The organism is Arthrobacter sp. MYb229, from assembly GCF_002975405.1.
Lineage (GTDB): Bacteria > Actinomycetota > Actinomycetes > Actinomycetales > Micrococcaceae > Glutamicibacter.
This window is the reverse complement of record NZ_PCPS01000011.1, coordinates 19293-38431: the sequence shown is the minus strand read 5'-3', so window position 1 is coordinate 38431 and position 19139 is coordinate 19293. Positions and strand designations below refer to the sequence as shown.

At 63.1% G+C, this 19139-nt stretch carries 16 protein-coding genes, 1 pseudogene and 1 riboswitch; of the genes and pseudogenes, 3 read left to right on the top strand and 14 right to left on the bottom strand.

Translation table 11 applies throughout. The features are described from left to right. From CQ019_RS17875 to CQ019_RS17835, 9 genes and pseudogenes are all read right to left on the bottom strand, one after another. Positions 1 to 461, bottom strand: a pseudogene (locus CQ019_RS17875) (serine hydroxymethyltransferase); the annotation flags it as partial. Continuing rightward, positions 461 to 841: a glycine cleavage system protein GcvH gene (gene gcvH, locus CQ019_RS17870; RefSeq protein ID WP_096283236.1), complete on the bottom strand. Its 381-nt coding sequence runs from the start codon at positions 839 to 841 to the stop codon at positions 461 to 463. The gene gcvH and the pseudogene CQ019_RS17875, both read right to left, overlap by 1 nt. A 60-nt stretch (positions 842 to 901) precedes the next feature. Then, complete coding sequence (gcvT, locus tag CQ019_RS17865; protein ID WP_105554552.1) at positions 902 to 2029, bottom strand: glycine cleavage system aminomethyltransferase GcvT; 1128 nt, start codon at positions 2027 to 2029, stop codon at positions 902 to 904. Positions 2030 to 2038: 9 nt separating this feature from the next. After that, on the bottom strand, positions 2039 to 4885 hold the full coding sequence (gcvP, locus tag CQ019_RS17860) for an aminomethyl-transferring glycine dehydrogenase (RefSeq protein ID WP_105554551.1): 2847 nt from the start codon (positions 4883 to 4885) through the stop codon (positions 2039 to 2041). Between the two features lie 165 nt (positions 4886 to 5050). Next, a riboswitch (glycine riboswitch) is annotated at positions 5051 to 5148 on the bottom strand. Positions 5149 to 5245: 97 nt separating this feature from the next. Then, positions 5246 to 6037 carry an SGNH/GDSL hydrolase family protein gene (locus CQ019_RS17855; protein ID WP_096283233.1) on the bottom strand — a complete coding sequence of 264 codons (792 nt, stop codon included), beginning with the start codon at positions 6035 to 6037 and terminating at the stop codon, positions 5246 to 5248. Continuing rightward, on the bottom strand, positions 6034 to 7182 hold the full coding sequence (locus tag CQ019_RS17850) for a serine hydrolase domain-containing protein (protein ID WP_105554550.1): 1149 nt from the start codon (positions 7180 to 7182) through the stop codon (positions 6034 to 6036). The genes CQ019_RS17855 and CQ019_RS17850 overlap by 4 nt, the downstream gene beginning before the upstream one ends. Before the next feature lie 58 nt (positions 7183 to 7240). Continuing rightward, positions 7241 to 8137: a ribonuclease HI family protein gene (locus CQ019_RS17845; RefSeq protein WP_105570302.1), complete on the bottom strand. Its 897-nt coding sequence runs from the start codon at positions 8135 to 8137 to the stop codon at positions 7241 to 7243. Between the two features lie 160 nt (positions 8138 to 8297). After that, the gene (locus CQ019_RS17840) at positions 8298 to 9407 is read right to left on the bottom strand and encodes a glutathione S-transferase family protein (RefSeq protein ID WP_105570301.1); all 1110 of its coding nucleotides are present in this window, start codon (positions 9405 to 9407) and stop codon (positions 8298 to 8300) included. Positions 9408 to 9548: 141 nt separating this feature from the next. Next, entirely contained in the window at positions 9549 to 10124 is a 576-nt protein-coding gene (locus tag CQ019_RS17835; RefSeq protein WP_105554547.1) for an NADPH-dependent FMN reductase, read from the bottom strand. 151 nt (positions 10125 to 10275) lie between these two features. Here CQ019_RS17835 and CQ019_RS17830 point away from each other — a divergent pair, with 151 nt between their 5' ends. Next, positions 10276 to 10764, top strand: coding sequence for a MarR family winged helix-turn-helix transcriptional regulator (locus CQ019_RS17830; RefSeq protein ID WP_105570300.1), 489 nt, complete (start codon positions 10276 to 10278; stop codon positions 10762 to 10764). On the opposite strand, the gene CQ019_RS17825 is transcribed toward CQ019_RS17830, so the two are convergent. Further along, a complete protein-coding gene (locus CQ019_RS17825) occupies positions 10761 to 12590 on the bottom strand; it encodes an ABC transporter ATP-binding protein (protein WP_105570299.1) in 1830 nt (609 codons plus the stop codon). The two genes, CQ019_RS17830 and CQ019_RS17825, sit on opposite strands and share 4 nt — an antisense overlap. Positions 12591 to 12695: 105 nt before the next feature. Between CQ019_RS17825 and CQ019_RS17820 the strand changes: the two genes are divergently transcribed. After that, a complete protein-coding gene (locus tag CQ019_RS17820; RefSeq protein ID WP_176484060.1) occupies positions 12696 to 13145 on the top strand; it encodes a MarR family winged helix-turn-helix transcriptional regulator in 450 nt (149 codons plus the stop codon). 83 nt (positions 13146 to 13228) lie between these two features. On the opposite strand, the gene CQ019_RS17815 is transcribed toward CQ019_RS17820, so the two are convergent. From CQ019_RS17815 to CQ019_RS17805, 3 genes are read right to left on the bottom strand one after another with little or no spacing between them, the layout of a single operon-like run. Then, positions 13229 to 15127, bottom strand: a complete 1899-nt coding sequence (locus tag CQ019_RS17815) for an SIP domain-containing protein (protein WP_105570298.1) — start codon at positions 15125 to 15127, stop codon at positions 13229 to 13231. Between the two features lie 3 nt (positions 15128 to 15130). Next, positions 15131 to 16156, bottom strand: coding sequence for an iron chelate uptake ABC transporter family permease subunit (locus CQ019_RS17810; protein WP_105570297.1), 1026 nt, complete (start codon positions 16154 to 16156; stop codon positions 15131 to 15133). After that, a complete protein-coding gene (locus tag CQ019_RS17805) occupies positions 16156 to 17199 on the bottom strand; it encodes an iron ABC transporter permease (protein ID WP_105554541.1) in 1044 nt (347 codons plus the stop codon). The genes CQ019_RS17810 and CQ019_RS17805 overlap by 1 nt, the downstream gene beginning before the upstream one ends. A gap of 20 nt (positions 17200 to 17219) precedes the next feature. On the opposite strand from CQ019_RS17805, the gene CQ019_RS17800 reads away from it, so the two are divergent. Further along, on the top strand, positions 17220 to 18020 hold the full coding sequence (locus tag CQ019_RS17800) for an MBL fold metallo-hydrolase (RefSeq protein ID WP_105570296.1): 801 nt from the start codon (positions 17220 to 17222) through the stop codon (positions 18018 to 18020). A 3-nt stretch (positions 18021 to 18023) separates the two neighbouring features. Here CQ019_RS17800 and CQ019_RS17795 read toward each other — a convergent pair whose 3' ends face one another. After that, positions 18024 to 19067, bottom strand: coding sequence for an ABC transporter substrate-binding protein (locus CQ019_RS17795; protein ID WP_105554539.1), 1044 nt, complete (start codon positions 19065 to 19067; stop codon positions 18024 to 18026). Between the last annotated feature and the right edge of the window lie 72 nt (positions 19068 to 19139).

The window sequence follows — 19139 nt, the reverse complement described above, 5'->3', positions numbered from 1 at the left end:
GGAACGATGTTAAAGAGACGACCCGAGAAGTTGATCTTCATCCCGTGGGTCAGGTGACCACCATGAGCCAAGTTCAGACCCATGACCGTATCGCCCGGGCGCACCAGCGCGTGGAACACCGACGCATTGGCCTGCGCACCGGAATGCGGCTGCACATTGGCATACTCCGCACCGAACAGAGCCTTCAAACGCTCAATCGCCAACGTCTCGATAACGTCAACCTCTTCGCAACCACCGTAATAACGGCGGCCCGGGTAGCCTTCGGCGTACTTGTTGGTCAGCACCGAACCCTGCGCCTGCATCACAGCCTGCGCGGTATGGTTCTCCGAAGCGATCATCTCCAGACCACGCTGCTGACGAGCGAGCTCGGCATCGATCCGCTGGGCAACCTCAGGATCGAGCTGCGCCAGGGACTGAGTCAATGATGCAGGGGCTAGGGATTCAAAAGTCTTGTTGCTCATTACTCGACGTTTCCACCGTTCGCGCTGGCGTAGTCTGCTGCCGAAAGCAGCGGACCTTCGGACTCAACTTCAACGGTGAACAGCCAGCCGTTGCCGTATGGATCTTCGTTCAGGATTGCAGGATTGTCTGCAGCTTCCTGGTTGATCTCGACGATGGTGCCGGTCACTGGCGAGTACAGGTCGGAAACCGACTTCGTGGACTCGACTTCGCCACAGGTCTCGCCCGCGGTGACGGTGTCGCCAACTTCTGGCAGGTCAACGTAGACCACATCGCCCAGAGCGTCGGCGGCGATCTGTGTGATACCGATCTTGGCTGGCGATGCTGCATCGATCCACTCGTGCTCGGCCGAGTAGCGCAACGATGAAAGAACTTTACTCACGATAATTCCTCTCCCAAGGGAAATGGTGGGCGTCTTACGAACGCCCGCTTAGGTTAAACGTTACTTTGCTCGGGTGTAGAACGGCAGTTCTACGACCACAAATGGCAATGTCTTGCCACGAAGGTCGACATCTAGCTCGGTTCCCACTTCACTAAATGCAACATCCACGTAGCCTAGTGCTACCGGGTAGCCCAAGGTCGGCGATGGCTGGCCGGAGGTGATCTCACCTATGGTCGCCCCATCCTTGACGATGGCGTACCCGCCTCGGCCGGCGCGCTTGCCCAGACCTTTCAGGCCCACCAGCTTGCGTGGCGGTGTCTGTCCGCGCAGTGCCTCCAGCGCTTCGCGACCGACAAAGTTCTCGGTCTTCTTGAAGGACACCACCGGTGCGAAGCCGGCGTCAAAGGGGGTGCGCTCGACGGAAAGCTCGTTGCCGTAGAGCGGCATGCCGGCTTCCAGACGCAGGGAGTCACGCGAAGCCAGCCCGCAAGGGACCAGTTCGTGGCCGGTGCCGGCTGCGACGGTCTTGTCCCAGATGGCGGCGGCGTCTTCGTTGGCGATGATCAGCTCGAAGCCGTCTTCGCCGGTGTACCCGGTGCGGGCCAGCAGCACGTCGATTCCGCCGAGAACCACTTCGATGGCCGCGTAGTACTTCAGTTCCTGCACCGCGGCTGCGGTCTGCTCATCGGCCGCCAGCGATGCCACGATCGCCTCGGCGTTCGGGCCCTGTACGGCGATCAGCGAGGTGCGTGCCGAGGCGTCATCCACCACGACGTCGAAACCTGCTGCGCGCTCGGCCAGTGCGGCCGCCACAACCGGCGCGTTGCCGGCGTTTGGCACGACCAGGAAGCGCTCTTCGCCGAGGCGGTAGACGATCAAGTCGTCAAGGATCTTGCCCGCTTCGTTGAGGATCAGCGAGTACTTCGCCTTGCCGACCTTCATGATGGACAGGTTGCCGGCCAGCGCGGTGTTCAACGCCTCGCCGGCCTGGGGACCGGTGAGCCATACCTCGCCCATGTGGGACAGGTCGAACAGGCCCGCGGTGGAACGCACGGCCTTGTGCTCGGCAAGTTCCGAACCATACTTCAGCGGCATATCCCAGCCGCCGAAGTCGGTGAACGAAGCGCCAAGCTCGGCATGCTTGCCGTGCAGCGCGGTGTGCTTGATATCGGTGCTTGTCTCAGTCATCGCGATGTCCTAGTCTTCGAAGGCTTCAGGAGCTGGGCAGGAGCAGATCAGGTTTCGGTCACCGGCTGCGCCGTCGATGCGCCCGGTGGCCGGGAAGTACTTGTCCCGCTTGAGGCTGGCTACCGGGAAGGCGGCCTGCTCGACGCTGTACTTGCGGTCCCAATTGCTGGAGATCAGCGCGGTGGCGCTGTGCGGTGCGTTGCGCAGCGGCGACTCTTCGATGGTGTAGACCCCGGACAGCACTTCCTGCATTTCCTGGTGGATGGTGATCATCGCTTCGATGAAGCGTTCGATTTCCGCCAGGTCCTCGGACTCGGTTGGCTCCACCATCAGGGTGCCGGAGACCGGGAAGGACAGCGTTGGTGCGTGGAATCCGAAGTCGATCAGGCGCTTGGCCACGTCTTCTGCGGTCACACCGGTTTTCGCGGTCAGTTCGCGGAGGTCCAGGATGCACTCGTGGGCCACCAGGGACTTGTTGCCGGTGAACAGGATCGGGAAGTACTCGTTCAGGCGCTTGGCGATGTAGTTTGCGTTCAGGATCGCGGTCTTGGTTGCTTCGGTCAGCCCGTCGCCACCCATCATCGCGATGTAGGCCCAGGAGATCGGCAGCACGCCGGCGGAGCCGAAAGCGGTGGACACTACCGGCACACCGTCGCGTTCGGTGTAGCTGCCCGAAGCGTCGCCGGGCAGGAATGGCACCAGGTGCTCGGCGACAGCGACCGGGCCGACACCCGGTCCGCCACCGCCGTGCGGGATGCAGAAGGTCTTGTGCAGGTTCAGGTGGCTGACGTCGCCGCCGAACTGGCCCGGCTGCGCGAGGCCCACCAGGGCGTTCATGTTCGCGCCGTCGATGTAGACCTGGCCGCCCGCGGCGTGGATCTTGTCACAGACCTCGCGCACGTCGGCGTCGTAGACCCCGTGGGTGGATGGGTAGGTGATCATGATGGCCGACAAGACGTCCTTGTTGGCCTCGATCTTGGCATCCAGGTCGTTTGCGTCGATGGTGCCGTCCGCTGCGGTCTTCACCACGACGACCTTCATCCCTGCCAGCACGGCCGAAGCCGCGTTGGTGCCGTGGGCCGAAGCCGGGATCAGGCAGACGTTGCGCTGGGATTCGCCGCGCGAGGCGTGGTAGCCGGAGATGGCAAGCAACCCGGAGTATTCGCCCTGCGAGCCGGCGTTGGGCTGGATCGAGATGCCGGCGTAACCGGTGATGGCGGTCAACCGGCCTTCAAGGTCGGTGATCAGTTCGCGCCAGCCGATGGACTGCTCGGCGGGAACGTAGGGGTGGATCGTGGCGAACTCCGGCCAGGTGATGGATTCCATCTCGGCGGCCGAGTTCAGCTTCATGGTGCATGAGCCCAGTGGGATCATGGTGCGGTCCAACGCCAGGTCGCGGTCCGAGAGGCGACGCAGGTAGCGCATCATCTGGGTCTCGGAGGAGATGGTGTTGAAGATCGGGTGGGTCATGTAGGCGCTGGTGCGCACCTGCGCCTCGGGGATCTCGAAGCCCTCCGGTACGGACAGCTCAACGCCGAAGACCTCGACCAGGGTGCGCACGATATCCGCGGTGGTTGCCTCATCGGTGGAGATGCCCACCTGGGTTTCGGAAACCTTGCGCAGGTTGATGCCGGCTTCGGCCGCCTTGGCGATGACCGCTTCCGCGTTCTCGACGTTGACCACAACGGTGTCGAAGAAGGAGTCGGACGCCAGGGTGAAGCCGCCGGAAACCAGCGAGCTGGCGATGACGCGAGCGTGGTTGTGCGCCCGGGTCGCGATCTGCTTCAGGCCCGCCGGGCCGTGGTAGACGCCATACATCGAGGCGCAAATGGCCAGCAGCGCCTGTGCGGTGCAGATGTTGGAGGTGGCCTTCTCGCGGCGGATGTGCTGCTCGCGAGTCTGCAGTGCCAGGCGGTAGGCGGGGGTGCCGGCGTCATCGGTGGAGACACCGACCAGGCGCCCGGGCATCGAGCGCTGCAGGCCCGCGCCGACGGCGAGGTAGGCAGCGTGCGGTCCGCCGAAGAACAGCGGCACCCCGAAGCGCTGGGTGTTGCCCACTGCGATATCCGCGCCCTGTTCACCGGGAGGGGTGATCATGGTCAGCGAGAGCAGGTCGGCGATGACAGTGACCATCGCGCCGGCGTCCTTGGCGGCGGCGATGATCTGCTTGTGGTCGGCAATCGAGCCGTCGTTGCCCGGCTGCTGGAGCACGATACCCGAGATGTCGCCTTCCGGCAGACCCTGGGAGAGGTCAACAACTTCGATTTCGAAGCCGAGCGCGTCGGCGCGGCCTTCGATGACCTTGATGGTCTGCGGGAAGATGTTCGAGTCCAGCACGGTCTTGCCGCTGGCCTTCTTCTTATTCGAACGGCGCATCATCAGCACGGCTTCGGCCGCCGATGAGGACTCATCGAGCATCGAGGCGTTGGCGATGGGCAGGCCGGTCAGGTCCATGACCATGGTCTGGAAGTTCAGCAGCGCTTCGAGGCGGCCCTGGGAGATTTCTGGCTGGTACGGGGTGTAGGCGGTGTACCAGGCCGGGTTTTCCACGATGTTGCGGCGAATCACCGCTGGCGTGAAGGTGTCGTAGAAGCCCTGGCCGATCATCTGGGTCTTCATCACGTTCTTGGATGCCAGGTTGCGCAGGTGAGCCAACGCTTCGGTTTCGCTCAGGGCAGCAGGAAGATCCAATGCCGCACCCTGGCGGATGTCGGCCGGAACTGCGGTGTCGATCAGCTCGTCGAGGCTGGAGTAACCCAGCGTCTGGAGCATGTGGTTTGCATCGGCCGGACGTGGGCCAATGTGGCGGGACACGAATTCGCTACTCGTTGATGCCGAGGTCTGCGTAATAGTCATGGTGCAGTTATCTCCAGGGGGATCTGTCTTGGCGCATGCCAAAGGAAGGTCTCTGTCCCTCCCCATCCCTGTTGCATAACCTGAGAGTTTTACGCATCCGACCTACAAAGCCGGGCGCTTGCACCTTCGGTGAACCGGAACGGGCCGGTTTCTTTCCAGAGTTGCCTCGTGATGGCGGTACGGGGGCCTGAGAGTTTCCTGGGGAGGAATTGCTCCTACGGCGCCCATCCATGGTGTGAACGGGTCTCTCCCGCCATCCGTCGAAGGCTGTGCCGTGGATCTGATGATCCAAAACACATCACCATCTTACCTGCACCGCATGCTTCTATCCAAGACCGGCGGCTCGGTTCGATTCACAAATTAACTTGCACTGGAGCCTTGAGCGAGTTTTACATAGGCGGGATATCTCGCTGGCAAGGAGTCTCCCGAGGACGTGCCCGTCAGCCGGCGCTTGATCCAGGGTCCCAAATGCTCCTTCACCCAGCCCATATCCTCGCGTAATCTCTCGCCCCGGGAGTTGACCGGCAGCTGCGGCAACCCCGGAAGATTGATCTGCCCGGCCCATTCGGGCTCAACGATGCCGTGCCTGCCGAGCAGTTCGAGCACCTTTCGCGCCATCAATGCGTGGCCGAATTCGTTCATATGCAGCCGGTCCCCCGCCCAGTAGCGCAGGTCCGAGAATTCCCGCCAGCGCCAGTAGTCGGCCACCAGCGCACCATGGGTGTCAGCGATTTCGCGGATCTTCTCGTTGTAGATGGCGGTCCGCGGACGGGTCTTGTTGAATAGCGGGGAATCCACGGTGTCGAACCCGGTGAACAGCACCACGGTGCTGCCGGACTCGGCAAATCGGCGGACCATCCCGTCATAACCGCGCATGAGCGCGTCCAGATCGGCGCTGGGGCGCAGAATGTCGTTGCCCCCTGCATAGATGGTCACCAGGTCGGGTTCCAACGCCAGCCCGGCGTCGAGCTGCTGGTTGATGACCTGGGAGATCTTCTTGCCGCGAATGGCAAGGTTCGCGTATTCCCAGTCGCCCTGGGTGCCCAGCACCTCGGCCACCCGGTCGGCCCAACCGCGCACCCGGTTAGGGCGCACCATGCTGATATCTCCGACACCTTCGGTGAAGGAATCCCCTAATGCAAGGAATTTCATTTCGCTCCCTTGGCCAAGATGAGCTGGCGGGCCAGCTGGCTCAGGCGCACGCCGGTCGAGATATCCTTTTCTCCTTCATTGCGCGAAGGGATGTAGCCGAAGCCCAGCTGGTAGGCCGGGTCGGCGAAGGCCAGCGACGAATTCGCCCCGTCATGCCCATAGGCGAAGATCGAGCCGTAGTCCTTGCGCGCGGTGGGTTTCATGAAACCGACGGCGAAGGCCTGCAACTGACCGTTGGTGCGGTCCGGTCCGTAGACGAGTTCGGTGGAAACCTCGGCCCAGGTATCTGCGCTGAGCAGCCCCTCGGTGGCGCCGAGCTCCGGCACCGCGCCGAAGGACGCGGCGTAGATCCCGGCGAGCGCCTGGGCGTTGGCCACCGCGCCCATGGAGGCAGGCCCCAGCTGCCGGACCTGTGGCGAGTTCGCCAGTTCGTGCCAGTTGTACACCGGTCCGGATTCCAGGGCGAAGCCCGAGGTGGAGTTGACCGAGAGCCCGGACGGCGAGAACGGGTCCATGAAGGCAGGTGCTTCATCCAGCGCGGGCAGCACGTCGCGGTAGCGCGGTTCGAGTTCTGCGCCGTGGCCGATGAAGGCGTCGACTCCCAGCGGCTTGCGGATGCGCTGTTCGTAGACTTCTTTGAGTTCCTGGCCGGTGACCCGGCGTACCAGTTCTTCCATGAGTACACCCATGGTGATGGCGTGGTAGCCGACGATATTCTGTCCCTGCGGCCAGATGCTCGGCATGGAGGCCAGCACCTTGGCGTATTCGGCCGAGTTGAGCAGAACCTCGCTTGGAACTCCCCCGGGGACGCCGAGCACGCCGGCTTGGTGGCTGAGTACTTCGCCCAGGGTCAGGCGCTGTTTGCCGCCGCTGGCGAATTCGGGCCAGTAGGTTCCGATCGGCTTGGCCGGATCGAGCAAGCCGTCCTGAATCAGCATCGCGATGACCAGCGCACCCAGGCCCTTGGTGCAGGAGAAGACGCAGGTCACCGCGTCGCCGGCGAGATGCTCGCCGACCGCGTGGCTGAGCACCAGCTGCCCGCGGTGATAAATCGCGAGCTGGGCCGAATAGCCCTCTTCTTCCGCCGCTCGGGCGTCAAGCGCTTCGGCGAGGGGCGCGAAATCTTCTGTAATGACCGAATCCATGAAAATCCTTAAAGTGCTTGCTGCTTGTCAACTAACACTAGTGCGAAAGGGGAAAAAGCTAAGCGCGGCTCTCGATTGTTTCCTGGCGGAAACGCAATTTCCAGCCCCGATCCGTCTGCTGCCACCATGAGGAGCAGACCAAAACCTGCGAGCCTTCCGGACTCATCCGATAGGCGATCAGCACCAGCTTGGAATCCAGCGGACGCGCGGTGAGCAGCTGCACCGGACCGGTGGCCGGAAGCGCGCCGCCGGCGTCGAGGATCGAGCGCACGGTGGAGACATCCAGCAGCGAACCGTCACGGCAGACTTCCTGGTAGCTCGGGTGCAGAAAATCGCTGACCTCGGTGAAGTTCGCGCGCACCTGCGCGTCGAGCAGACCCTGCTCCAATTCGAAGACGGTGCTTGCCACGTCCACGGCTGGTTCGGCGGCGGCCTCAACCACCGGAGGCGGGGCTTGGCCCGGTTCGTTGCCAGCAATCGTGCCCGAGGAGCCGGTATAGCCGGGCCCGGCGTCCGGGTCCTTCCCGCTTTGATGTGCGGTGGCGGCGGCTCGGGCCCGGTCATCGGCTTCCTCGTTGAGTTCGTGGCCGGCATGGCCCTTGACCCATTCAAAGGTGTATTTGCGTCCAACGATCACCGCGTCTAGTTCTCGCAGAATGTCCTGGTTGAGCACCGGCTTGCCGTCGGACTTCTTCCAGCCCTTTTTCTTCCATCCCGGCATCCACTTGGTGATGCAGTTGATGGCGTACTGGGAATCGCACAGGATTTTCAGTTCGGTTTCGGGTTCTTTGGCCGTGGCGCGGAAGAGCTCGAGCACGGCTTGAAGCTCGCCCATGTTGTTGGTTCCGTGGTCCCAGCCCCCGGCTCCCCAGTTTTCGTGGTCGATATACCAGGCCCAACCGGCAGGTCCTGGGTTACCGAGTGCAGAACCGTCAGCTGCCGCAATGATCGTCATATGAATAATCCTGCCATGTCCACCCCACAAGTGCAGATGACCAGGTGTGCCATGTTCGTTTTTTAACGGGCAATGACCCGGTGAAAACTCCGTGAGTTCTCGCCGGGACATTGCCAGGACCTCTCGATGCGTCGGTTCAGCGGGTTTGCCTTCGATTCATTCAGGCCGGATACATCGGGTTATGCCCCGCGGCCACACGCTCTTCGGCGCGCACCTCGCCCGGTGCGGTACCGTCGAGGAACGGTCCGGAATCCGCCAGCTCTTCGCGCCCGTGGGCTTCGAGCCAGTTGCTCAGCTCCGGCCCCTTCGGCACGATCCCGGTGGGGTTGATGTCTTCGTGAACCACGTAGTAGTGCGCCTTGATCTGCTCAAAGTCGGTGGTATCGCCAAACCCTGGGGTCTGGAACAGGTCGCGGGCGTAGCCCCACAAGTTAGGCATGTCGATCAGCTTGTTGCGGTTGGTCTTGAAGTGACCGTGGTAGACCGGGTCGAAGCGGGCCAGCGTGGTGAACAGGCGCACATCGGCCTCGGTGATGTGGTCGCCCATGAGGAAGCGGCGGGTTGCTAGACGCTCTTCGAGATAGTCCAGCGCGTCAAAGAGCCGGTCATAGGCATCGTTGTAGGCCTGCTGGTCGCCGGCGAATCCGGCGCGGTAGACGCCGTTATTCACCTCGGTGAAGATGCGCTTGATCAGGGGCAGCATCTGTTCAAGCTGATCTTCGGGCAGCAGATTCGGCGCGCCTTCGCGGTGGAATTCCTTCCATTGCGTCGACATGTCCCAGGTGATTTGCGGGTAGTCGTTGGTCACCACTGCACCGGTGGGAATATCCACGATTGCCGGGACGGTGATGCCGCGCGGGTAGTCCGCGAATCGCTTGAAGTAGTTTTCCTGCACACGCTCGGTACCCAGCACCGGGTCCTTGCCGCCAGCGTCCAGATCGAAGGTCCAGCTGCGCGAGTCATGGGTTGGGCCGGGCAGGCCGACCGATATCGCGTCCTCCAGGCCGAGGAGGCGGCGCACAATCAGCGTGCGGTTGGCCCAGGGGCAGGCACGTGCGGCCACGAGGCGGTAGCGCCCGGCTTCCACCGGCCACAGCTGCGCCCCGTCGCCGAGTCCGGCCTGCGGGTGGCCGATCGAGCTATTGGGCACACCAGCGGCAAAAGCTTCGGGGCGCGGATCTGCCACGATGCGGTCCTGGATGTAATTGGTATCCCGGCTGAATTCGCCTCCGGTGACGTAGGCACCCTTGGTCGAAAATTCTTTGGTCATTTCTCCCCTTGAAGCTTTTGGCGTAGTTCCTGTGCGGCTCTTAGCTCTCAGGCTAACTCGCTGGGTTGGCTAAAAGTAGTCATTTGCGCAGAACCGCGAAAAGTTTGACTGCCAGCTTCTCGCGGTTCTCTTGATGAAAACTTAGGCGTTGGCCATGGCACCGGCGCGTACGGTGTTCATGGCGGTCGTCCAAGAAATCAGCTGGTCGAACATCGGCTGGACCGAGGCGGCGGACTGTTCGGTCGGCTTGAAGACGGAGAAGTTTTCGAAGTCGGTGAACAGCGAGAACATGCCGGTCTTCTGCACGTGGGCCAGCTGCAGTTCGGAAAGAATGCCGCGCAGGTGTTCCACCGCACGCGCTCCCATGGCCGAGCCGTAGCCGACAATTCCGGCTGCCTTGTTGGAGAATTCCGCGTTCAGGTAGGACAGTGCGTTAGCCAGGGCCGGTGCGATCGAGTGGTTGTATTCCGGAGTGATGAAGATGTAGCCGTCGAATTCGGCGATCTTTGCCGACCAGTTCTTCGTGGCTTCGTTCTGGTAGTTCTGGTACGCGGCCGGGAAGGCCTCGTCCAGCAGCGGCAGGTTGAAGTCGGCGATGTCCACCAGCTCGTAGCTTGCGTCGTTGCGCTGCTGCGCCTGCTCGAGCACCCACTGCGCCACTCCAGCGTTATTGCGTCCTGGGCGGGTGGAACCGGTAATGATAGCGATCTTCAGCATGTTTTTGCTCCCCTAAGTGGTGGTACGCCCAACCTTTATGGTTGACACGTCATCAAATCTTGCTAAAAACTACATTACACGAGATAATTGATGTGTCAACAACTTTGCTGGCGTGCCCCGCAGCATTTACCGCTTCAGGAGAATAGAAAACATGGGAACCGAAAATACCCGCTGGCTCAACGACCGCGAGCAAGACCTCTGGCGGACCATTCGCGAGTTCCTCTGGCAGTTCCCCAGCGCCATGGATCGTCAACTCACCCAGGACTCCGCCATGCAGTCCGGCGAATACTCGGTCCTCGCGGTACTCTCCGAAGCCGAAGAGTCCTCGCTTCGCCCCGCCGAGATGGCCGAGGAGCTGCGCTGGGACCGCTCCCGGCTCTCGCACCTCTTGCGCCGCATGGAGGCCAAGTCCCTGATTACCCGCTGCTCAGATGCCTCGGATCGCCGCGGCCACCAGATCGGCTTATCCGAACTCGGCTGGCAGGCGATTCGCGAAGCGGCTCCGAAGCACGTTGAATTCATTCGCCAAACGCTGTTCGATTCGCTCACGCCAGCGGAACATGCCGCTCTGGATACTGCGTTGCCTAAAATTTTAGCCGCAATCGCACCGCACGCACCAACCACGCCGCAATGCGACTAGCCCGGCTGCTGGGCGAACTCGCTATTGCTCACTAGGCGGGCAAATTTACCGTCGAGCTCCACCAGCTGCGCAAAGCTCCCGGCCTCAATAATCTGCCCCTCATCGAGCACCACGATCTGATCTGCGCGCATCACCGTGCTCAGCCGGTGCGCAATCAGCAGCGTGGTGCGCCCAAAGGCCAATTGATCCAGGGCCTGCTGCACCAGCGCCTCGGTCACCGTATCGAGGGCACTGGTTGCCTCGTCCAGGACGAGGACCTTGGGTCTGCGCAGCATGGTGCGTGCGATCGCCAGCCGCTGCTGTTCACCGCCGGAGAAGCGGTGGCCGCGTTGCCCGACGCGGGTATCCAGCCCCTCGGGCAGCCCGCGAATCAGCTCCGCAATCTGCGCCGCCTCCAAGGCTGCCCACAATTCTCCCTCGCTGGCGTGCGGTGCGGCCCAGAGCAGGTTCTCGCGCACACTGGTATGCAGCAGATAGCTTTCCTGCGCCACCATGGAGACCACCGCGGCGATCTCTTGCGGCTTCACCTCGCGAAGATCCACGCCGTCCAAGGTGACATTGCCAGAGCTCGGATCCAAGAGCCGCGGCAGCAATGAGCCCAGCGTTGATTTGCCCGAACCGGTGGCGCCCACGACTGCAGTCATCGTACCGGCCGCTAGCTTGAGGTTGAGGTCCCGCAAGGTATCGGTGCGCGCCCCGGGATAGCGGAAGCTCACATCCTTGAGTTCCAGTTCTCCGCGCACCTCGCTGGCCACGAGCTGGCGCGGGTTTTTCGGGACCGGGAGCGCCTGATCGGCATCGAGGTATTCAAAGACTCGGCTGAATAGCGCCATCGCCGAGACCCACTGGATGGAGATGCTCATCAGCCCCAGCACCGGGCGGAAGATCCCGGCCTGCAGTCCGGTAAAGGCCACCAAGGTGCCGATGCTCATGCCCTCCCCGGTGACAGGAAGCCCGGCCACGATGTAGAGCACCGCCGGCACCGCGGCGAAGATGATCGACATCGCGGCCATGCGCCAGCGACCGGCCAAAGCGCTACGCATCTCCAGATCGATGAGCTTCGAACTGGAGTCGGTGAACTGCTCCGCGTCGAGCGTGCCGGTACCCATCACCTTGGCCAGGCGAACTCCGGAGATGCTCAAGCGTTCTTCGATAATCGAGGTGAGCGTGGACATTTCCCGCTGCCGCGCTCCGGTGATCTTGCGCCGCAGCTTGGCGGTTTGCCTGGCCAGGATGATGGCCGGCGGCAGGACCACCAGCGAGATCAGGCTCAACTTCCAGGAAATGGCTACCATCGCGCAAGCGGTGGCCACCACGGTGGTCAGATTTGAAGCGATCGAAGTCGCCGAGTTGGTGATCACCGACTGCATCTGGCCGACGTCATTGGTCAGCCGAGACTGCACCTCCCCCGAGCGAGCATTGGTGAAAAAGGCCAGGGACTGCTTCTGCAGGTGGGCGAACAGTCCGGTGCGCAATCCATGCATCACCTTCTGGCCCATCAGGGTCGCTCGCCACGTTTGAATCACGCCGAGCACCGCGTTGATCAAGGCAATGAGGACCAGCCCGCCAGCCAGCGCCAGCAATAGCTTGACGTCCTGCTCGGGAATAGCCACGTCAATGAGTTCACGGACGATAAATGGTTGCGCCAGCCCAATCAGCGATGAGGCCACGATCAGCAATATCACCACGATGACGGTTCTCAGGTGCGGGCGAAAAAGCCCGGCCACCCGGTGCAGCGAGACCGGATGCTCCGCCAGCCATTCCTTATCCTGTTTTGCATCCCCCGGGCGCCCGCCGCCGGGGCCACCCATTGCCATGGGAATCATGCGCACCTCCATTTATCTCTGTGTTCACAAACCAGAATAACAGAGGTTACCTCACTATGTGGTTCCATCTTGAGTTTGTCGGGAAGAACACCCTATTCTTTAACCATGCCTACCCAAGAGTCCGGCCCTGACTTGGTCGACCTGTTCAACCGCAGTTCGCGTTTGCTTCGCGGCAAGTGGCGCCATACCCTCACGCCCTACGGCATCACCCCGCATCAAGTACGAACGTTGATGTTGCTGGGACGCGAAGGAACCGAGGGAATGCGCAACTCGCAATTAGCCGAAAGGCTGCACATTGCCCCGCGCTCCACCACCGAGGTCATCGACCAGCTGGTCGCCAAGGAGCTAGCCACACGCACCGCGGATCCCGCCGATCGCCGCGCCAGCTTGATCACGCTGACCGCGTCGGGCAGCGAGCTGCTGCAAATTCTGCATGCCGAACGCAAGCAAAGCCACGAGGAATTCTTCGCGAGCCTCGGTGCGGAGGACCGCAGCGAGCTCACCCGGATATTGGGGCTGCTCGTTGCAGATGCAGCAGGCAGTCCGCGGTGCTAATCCAAGGTCATTGAGCACAAAAGAGGGCGGTTTCCCGCAGGATAAAAGTCCCGGGAAACCGCCCTCATCTCTAACTGCTTCGCCTAGTTTTCGGTCTTTCCGCGACGCCAGTACCCCATGAAGGCCACCTGCTTTCGGTCAATGCCTGCCTCGCGCACCAGATAGCGGCGCAGGTCCTTGACCATGCCCGCCTCGCCGGCAATCCAGGCATAGAACGGTGCGGATTCTGCGGCGCCGGTTTCCCACAGGATCTGCGCGTCCACGTCAATGTCTTCGGGATCCGCGTCGGTATGCACCGCGCCGGCCGCCGGAATAGCCACCACGTCGCGTACCGCCGCCGCAAGCAGCACCCCATGCTCGCTGGTGCCACGCGTCAGCCATTGCACCGATACTCCGGAGCGGGTGGAAGCGCCCAGAATGTCGGTGGTCTCCGGAACCTCAATCAGGGCGTGGCCGGTCACATTGGATGGCAGCGCCTCGAGAATCGCACAAATTGCCGGGGCCGCGGTCTCGTCGCCGGCCAGCACCACGCGGCCGGCGCCTCCCGGACGGAATTCGATTCCACCGTAGGTTTCATCGCTCAACGCCCGGTTCGGCCCCAGCAGCAGCAGTTCGTCGCCGATCTGCGCCCGATCGGCGAATTCGGTCGCCGGGCCGCCGCGCAGGCGGCCATCGACAACCTCGCCATGCATCACAAAGTCGATATCCAGCTCGGCGGTATCCCCGAGGTTGTCGCGGTGCCCCATCTCCCGGAAGGCGCGCACCGTGTAGGTGCGCATATATCCGCGTGTCGCCGGGTCGATCGACAGCCAGCGACGGTACCAGCCCTCCTGCTCCGCCGGGCTGGATAGGGCCCGTGGACGCAGGGCCGCGATCTGCGGGGTCAATGCCGAACCGCCGGCAGGCGGCAGCAGCAGCTTGATCCGCATATCCAACGGGTGGCTGTTCGTTCCAAAGTGCGCCAGGTCGGCGCCGCCGATGGTGATCCGCCGGAAGGAGGGCGCCAGATCCTGGGTGCGCAAGACGCTGCACTGGTAGGCCAGGGTTGCCAGATGCTCGGAGCCCGGACGCATCCGCGTCTCCTGTTCCGCCTCGGCTTGCGCAGGCTTCGGCGGTTGCGCCGCCGGCTTAGGGGCCTGGGCACTCTCGGCGGAGCGCACGATCCCCTGTGCGGCCAGCACGTTCTCGGTGCGCAGCACGCGGTGGCGGCCGATCGGGAGCACCAGCGGGGTGCCGGCTACCGGGTCCGGGATCACCCGGCTGGGCATGCCGAACACGTCCTTGACGGTGCGTTCGGTCACCACGTCGTTGGGGTGGCCGGCGGCGTAGATCTTTCCCCCGCGCAGGGCCACGAGGTGATCGGCATAGCGTGCGGCGAGGTTCAGGTCATGGAGCACAATGACCACGGTGATCCCACGGGTGCGGTTCAGCTCGCTGATCACGTCCAGCACTTCGAGCTGGTGGGCTACGTCCAGGAAGGTGGTGGGCTCATCGAGCAGCAGCAGCTCTGTCTCCTGGGCCAGGGCCATGGCGATCCACACGCGTTGGCGCTGTCCGCCGGAGAGCTCGTCAACCGCGCGGTCCGCCAGCTCCATGGTGCCGGTCAGGTCCAGGGCGCGGTTGACCGCCGCCTCGTCTTCGGGGCCGAAGCGCTTGAACAGCCCCTGATGCGGGTAGCGGCCACGGCTGATGAGCTCGCGAGCGGTAATTCCGTCCGGCGCGGTGGGCGACTGCGGAAGCAGCCCGAGCGTCCGGGCCACCTCCTTGGCCGGGCGCGTGTGGATATCCTGCCCGTCGAGCAGCACCTGGCCACCGGCCGGGCGCATCAGACGCGACAGCGCCCGCAGCAAGGTGGACTTGCCGCAGCCGTTGGCCCCGACAACGATGCTCACCTGCCCGGTGGGGATGTCCAGGGACAGCTCGTCCACGATGGTGACCTTGTCATAGGCCAGGGTCAGGTCGGTTGCCTGGAGTTGGGCCATGGGTTATCCCCCGCTTCCTGTTGAGTTGGAACGCACCAGCACCCAAATCAGGAATGGTGCGCCGAATGCACCGGTGATTACGCCCACCGGCAGCGACAAATCCGAAAACAGATTTGCGGCGAAAAAGTTTGCAACGACCACAATGACCGCTCCGGTCAGCCCGGCGAGCCAAATATTTATCGCCCCGCGAGTCAGCGCGGCGGTGATCGGGCCGGCGAGAAACGCAACAAATGACAGCGGTCCGGTGACCGCAATGGGGATGGCGCCAAATGCCACGGCCACGAACACCAGCAAGATGCGCGCCCGGGACACGTTCAGGCCCAGCGCCGCGGCCGCATCATCGCCGAGCTCCAGCAGCTTCAGCTGCCGCACCACAATCGGAAGCAAGCAGAGCGCAAGGATTCCCAGGCTTACCAGCAGGATCGTGGCACGTTCCCAGGTGCTCGGCGCGAGCGACCCGGTCAGCCAGCGCATCGCATCTCCGGCGGTGTTCAGCTGAGCCTGGGTGAGCAGATACTGGATGATTGCCTGCAGCATCGCACCGATGGCCAGACCGGCCAGGATGAGCCGGGAACCGGTTCGCTTGCCCGAAGCCGACAGCCAGTAGATCAGGGCCGCCACGGCCAAGCCGCCGGCCAGCGCGGCGGCATTCAGCTGCCATCCGGTGGTGCCGAAGTAGATCAGCGCCACGATGGCGCCGGTGGCCGCCCCGAAGCCCACGCCGATCACGTCCGGGCTCGCCAGCGGATTGGCAAGCCACCGCTGGAAGAGCGAACCAGAAATTCCCAGCCCGGCCCCGGCAAGGGCGCCCACCGCAATGCGCGGCAACCGGTCATCTAGCAGGATGAAGCTGGTTCCGGGCACCGTTTCACCGGAAAAGACCGCGAAGATCTCTTCGGCGGGCAGCCTGTCCCGGCCCCAGAAAATATAGGCCACGGAGGCTGCGACGAAAGCCAGCGTCAGCCAGAGCACGCTGGAGAGCACTCGCTGCCTGCGCCGGGCGGGCAGCGCGCTTTGTACTGGTGCCATTACAGGGTCACCGACTTCATGCCGCTGCGCATCATGATAATGAACAGTGGCGCTCCAAGAATTGCGCACATCACGCCGACCTGGATTTCACCCGGCGGATTGATCACCCGCCCCAAGGTGTCCGCGACCAGCAGCAGGATCGGCCCGGCGATGATGCTCGCCGGCATCAACCAACGGTAGTCCGAGCCGACGAGCAGCCGCACCGCATGCGGAATCATCAGCCCGACAAAGGCAATGGGCCCGGCCACCGCGGTGGCGGTTCCGACCAGCAAGACGATGCCCACCGATCCGAGGACTCGCGCCCGTCCCAGCCGGAAGCCCAGCGCGGTCGCCGAATCGTCGCCCATGGCCACCGCGTTGGAGACCCGCGCGGTGCCCAGCACGATCAACGCACCGACGGCAACGACCGGGATGACCAGCAGGTAGGTTTCCACGCCCCGGGCCGCCAGCGTGCCGATTTGCCAGAAGCGGAACTCGTCCAGGGCCAGGGTTGAAACCATCAGCACCGCGCTGGTCACCGCGGTGAATCCCACCGAGAGGGCCGCGCCGGATAGGGCAAGCTTGATCGGCGTGGCGCCTTCACGACCCACGCTGGCCACCACATACACCAAGGCCATCACCACCGCGGCGCCGAGGAAGGCGGCGATCATGGTGCCGGTCAGGGAAGTCATTCCAAAGAAGGCGATACCCGTAACGACCGCTAGGGCCGCGCCGGCATTCAAGCCAAGAATTCCGGAGTCTGCCAACGGGTTGCGGGTCAACCCCTGCATGGCGGCACCGGAGAGTCCAAGGGCGGCGCCGACAACAATTCCTCCCACCGTCCGGGCAATGCGCGAGTGCACGACCACATGGTCCGAGACGCCGTCGTCAAAGTTCGTAAAAGAATCCGCGAGGGTCCCCAGCGCAACCGGTCGCGCACCAAAGATCAGCGAGGCGATCACCGCAATCCCCAGCACGGCCAGCAGGCCCAGGCAGGCGGCAATCTTACGTCCCAGCTTCATCTTCGGCGCGCTGCTGCGCTTGGTGCTTTCGGTGGCCGTCATTGCTTCCTACACTCGTTGTCATGGAACATCTTGCTTTTCCCACCGTTTTGTCCCCCGGTATTGCCGTGCTGCGCGCGGACAATCCCTCGGAAATGACCTTGGAGGGGACAAATACCTATCTGCTCTTCGACCCGCAGACCACGCAGTTGAGCCACGACACCGAAGTCCTGGTGCTGGATCCGGGGCCCGACATGCCAGCGCATCTGTACGCGTTGGCGGCCTTTGATGTCCAAATGATTTTGTTGACGCACCGCCATGGCGATCATTCCGGAGGGATCCCGCTGCTGCATGAGCTGACCGGAGCACCGGTGCGGGCCCGGCTCGCGGAATTCTGCCGGAACGCCGAACCATTGGTCGATGGCGAGCGGCTCGAATTCTGCGCAACCACCCTGCGCGTGCTTTTCACCCCGGGCCACACCTCGGACTCGGTGTGCTTTGTCCGTGAAGGCCAGCAAGGTGCGTTGTTCACCGGAGATACCGTGCTCGGCCGCGGAACCACTATTCTTGAGCATCCCGATGGAACGCTGGCCGACTATCTGGACTCCTTGGCACGGCTTTCGGCCTTGGCAGACATGCCGCTGCACCCAGCCCATGGCGAGCAGCATGCTGGCTCGCATAAATTGCTGACCGCCTACCGGGAGCACCGCGAGTCTCGCCTGGAGCAGGTCCGCGTTGCCCTGGCCAAACTCGGCAAGGCCGGGGCAGACGCCGAGCCAGCGGAATTGCTGGATCTTGTCTACCCCGACCTGGATCCGCGCCTGGCCGGCGCGGCTAGCAGCTCCCTGGAAGCGCAATTGCACTACTTGGCGGTGAATTCTTGAGGCTTACTTAGCCGCGTTCTCTGCGGCCTTGGCGATGGTGGGCACCACGTTGTCGATTGCCCATTCGATGGACAGCGGGGATGCCGCCGAAACCGAGAGAACTGCCTGATCGTCGCCGAGGATCGCTACCGAATCGGTCGCTGCCGCAGGAAGCTGGCCGTAGAGCTTATTGCTCTTGACCACGTCGTCGAGGTCGTCCCCGGCGAGCGCCGAGGCAAAGACGACGTCTGCATCCAACTCGTTAGCGCGCTCCGGGGACCATTCGAAGAAGAACGCGTCCTTGGGGGTGTTCTTGGTGACGATCTCCGCCTGCTTCATGCCCAGCGAGGTCAGGAAACGCGGGCGGTTGTCCCCCGTGGCGTAGACATACATGGTCTTCGGGCTGGAGAGGTCTACCGAAGCGAAGGTCGCGTCTTTCAGCGCCGGGAACTTTTCCGCCTGCGCCGACAGTTCACCTTCCAGATCCGAGACCAGCTTCTCGGCTTGCTCGCTCTTGCCCAGCAGTTCGCCGGCCGCTTCGGTGGTGTCCTGCCAGCTGGTGAGGTAGTTGGCCTTCAGCGGTCCCACGGTCGGGGCGATCTTGGAGAGCTTGTCGTACTGCTCCTGGGTCAGTCCCGAGTAGGCGGCGAAGATCACGTCTGGCTTGGATCGGGCAATCTCGTCGAAGTTCACGCCGTCGGCGATGTCGTACTGGGTCGGAGCCTTCTCCGAGCCGATGGAAGCGCCCAGCTCTTCGAGCTTCGCGTCCTTCCAGTCGGTCGAGTTGTTGGCGTTCTGCCCATAGGCGTCGATATCCATGCCCACCGGAACGGTGCCCAGCGCCAGCAGCGCGTCTGCGTTGACCCATGAAATGGTGGCTACCTTGCTTGGCTTCTTGGTGATCTCGGTTTCACCGTAGATGTGCTCGATGCTCACCGGTGCGTAACTCGTCTCTGCGGTCGCCGAGGCGGTTGGTTCCGTAGAAGAAGCTGAGCCACAGGCGCTGAGGCCGAGTGCCAAAATTGCGGAGGATGCGGCCAGCAGGCCAGCACGGCGCGAAATGTTCATGGGTCATAATCCAGACGTTGCGAGTTGTCATGAGATAACGGTTACTTAGGTTAGCCTATGCGAACCGCATGC

Bases quoted from the DNA above. Each gene is read 5' to 3' on its own strand.
- gcvT (WP_105554552.1), bottom strand. From the start codon at position 2,029: ATGACTGAGACAAGCACCGATATCAAGCACACCGCGCTGCACGGCAAG.
- gcvP (WP_105554551.1), bottom strand. From the start codon at position 4,885: ATGACTATTACGCAGACCTCGGCATCAACGAGTAGCGAATTCGTGTCC.
- CQ019_RS17855 (WP_096283233.1), bottom strand. From the start codon at position 6,037: ATGAAATTCCTTGCATTAGGGGATTCCTTCACCGAAGGTGTCGGAGAT.
- CQ019_RS17850 (WP_105554550.1), bottom strand. From the start codon at position 7,182: ATGGATTCGGTCATTACAGAAGATTTCGCGCCCCTCGCCGAAGCGCTT.
- CQ019_RS17845 (WP_105570302.1), bottom strand. From the start codon at position 8,137: ATGACGATCATTGCGGCAGCTGACGGTTCTGCACTCGGTAACCCAGGA.
- CQ019_RS17840 (WP_105570301.1), bottom strand. From the start codon at position 9,407: ATGACCAAAGAATTTTCGACCAAGGGTGCCTACGTCACCGGAGGCGAA.
- CQ019_RS17835 (WP_105554547.1), bottom strand. From the start codon at position 10,124: ATGCTGAAGATCGCTATCATTACCGGTTCCACCCGCCCAGGACGCAAT.
- CQ019_RS17830 (WP_105570300.1), top strand. From the start codon at position 10,276: ATGGGAACCGAAAATACCCGCTGGCTCAACGACCGCGAGCAAGACCTC.
- CQ019_RS17825 (WP_105570299.1), bottom strand. From the start codon at position 12,590: ATGATTCCCATGGCAATGGGTGGCCCCGGCGGCGGGCGCCCGGGGGAT.
- CQ019_RS17820 (WP_176484060.1), top strand. From the start codon at position 12,696: ATGCCTACCCAAGAGTCCGGCCCTGACTTGGTCGACCTGTTCAACCGC.
- CQ019_RS17815 (WP_105570298.1), bottom strand. From the start codon at position 15,127: ATGGCCCAACTCCAGGCAACCGACCTGACCCTGGCCTATGACAAGGTC.
- CQ019_RS17810 (WP_105570297.1), bottom strand. From the start codon at position 16,156: ATGGCACCAGTACAAAGCGCGCTGCCCGCCCGGCGCAGGCAGCGAGTG.
- CQ019_RS17805 (WP_105554541.1), bottom strand. From the start codon at position 17,199: ATGACGGCCACCGAAAGCACCAAGCGCAGCAGCGCGCCGAAGATGAAG.
- CQ019_RS17800 (WP_105570296.1), top strand. From the start codon at position 17,220: ATGGAACATCTTGCTTTTCCCACCGTTTTGTCCCCCGGTATTGCCGTG.
- CQ019_RS17795 (WP_105554539.1), bottom strand. From the start codon at position 19,067: ATGAACATTTCGCGCCGTGCTGGCCTGCTGGCCGCATCCTCCGCAATT.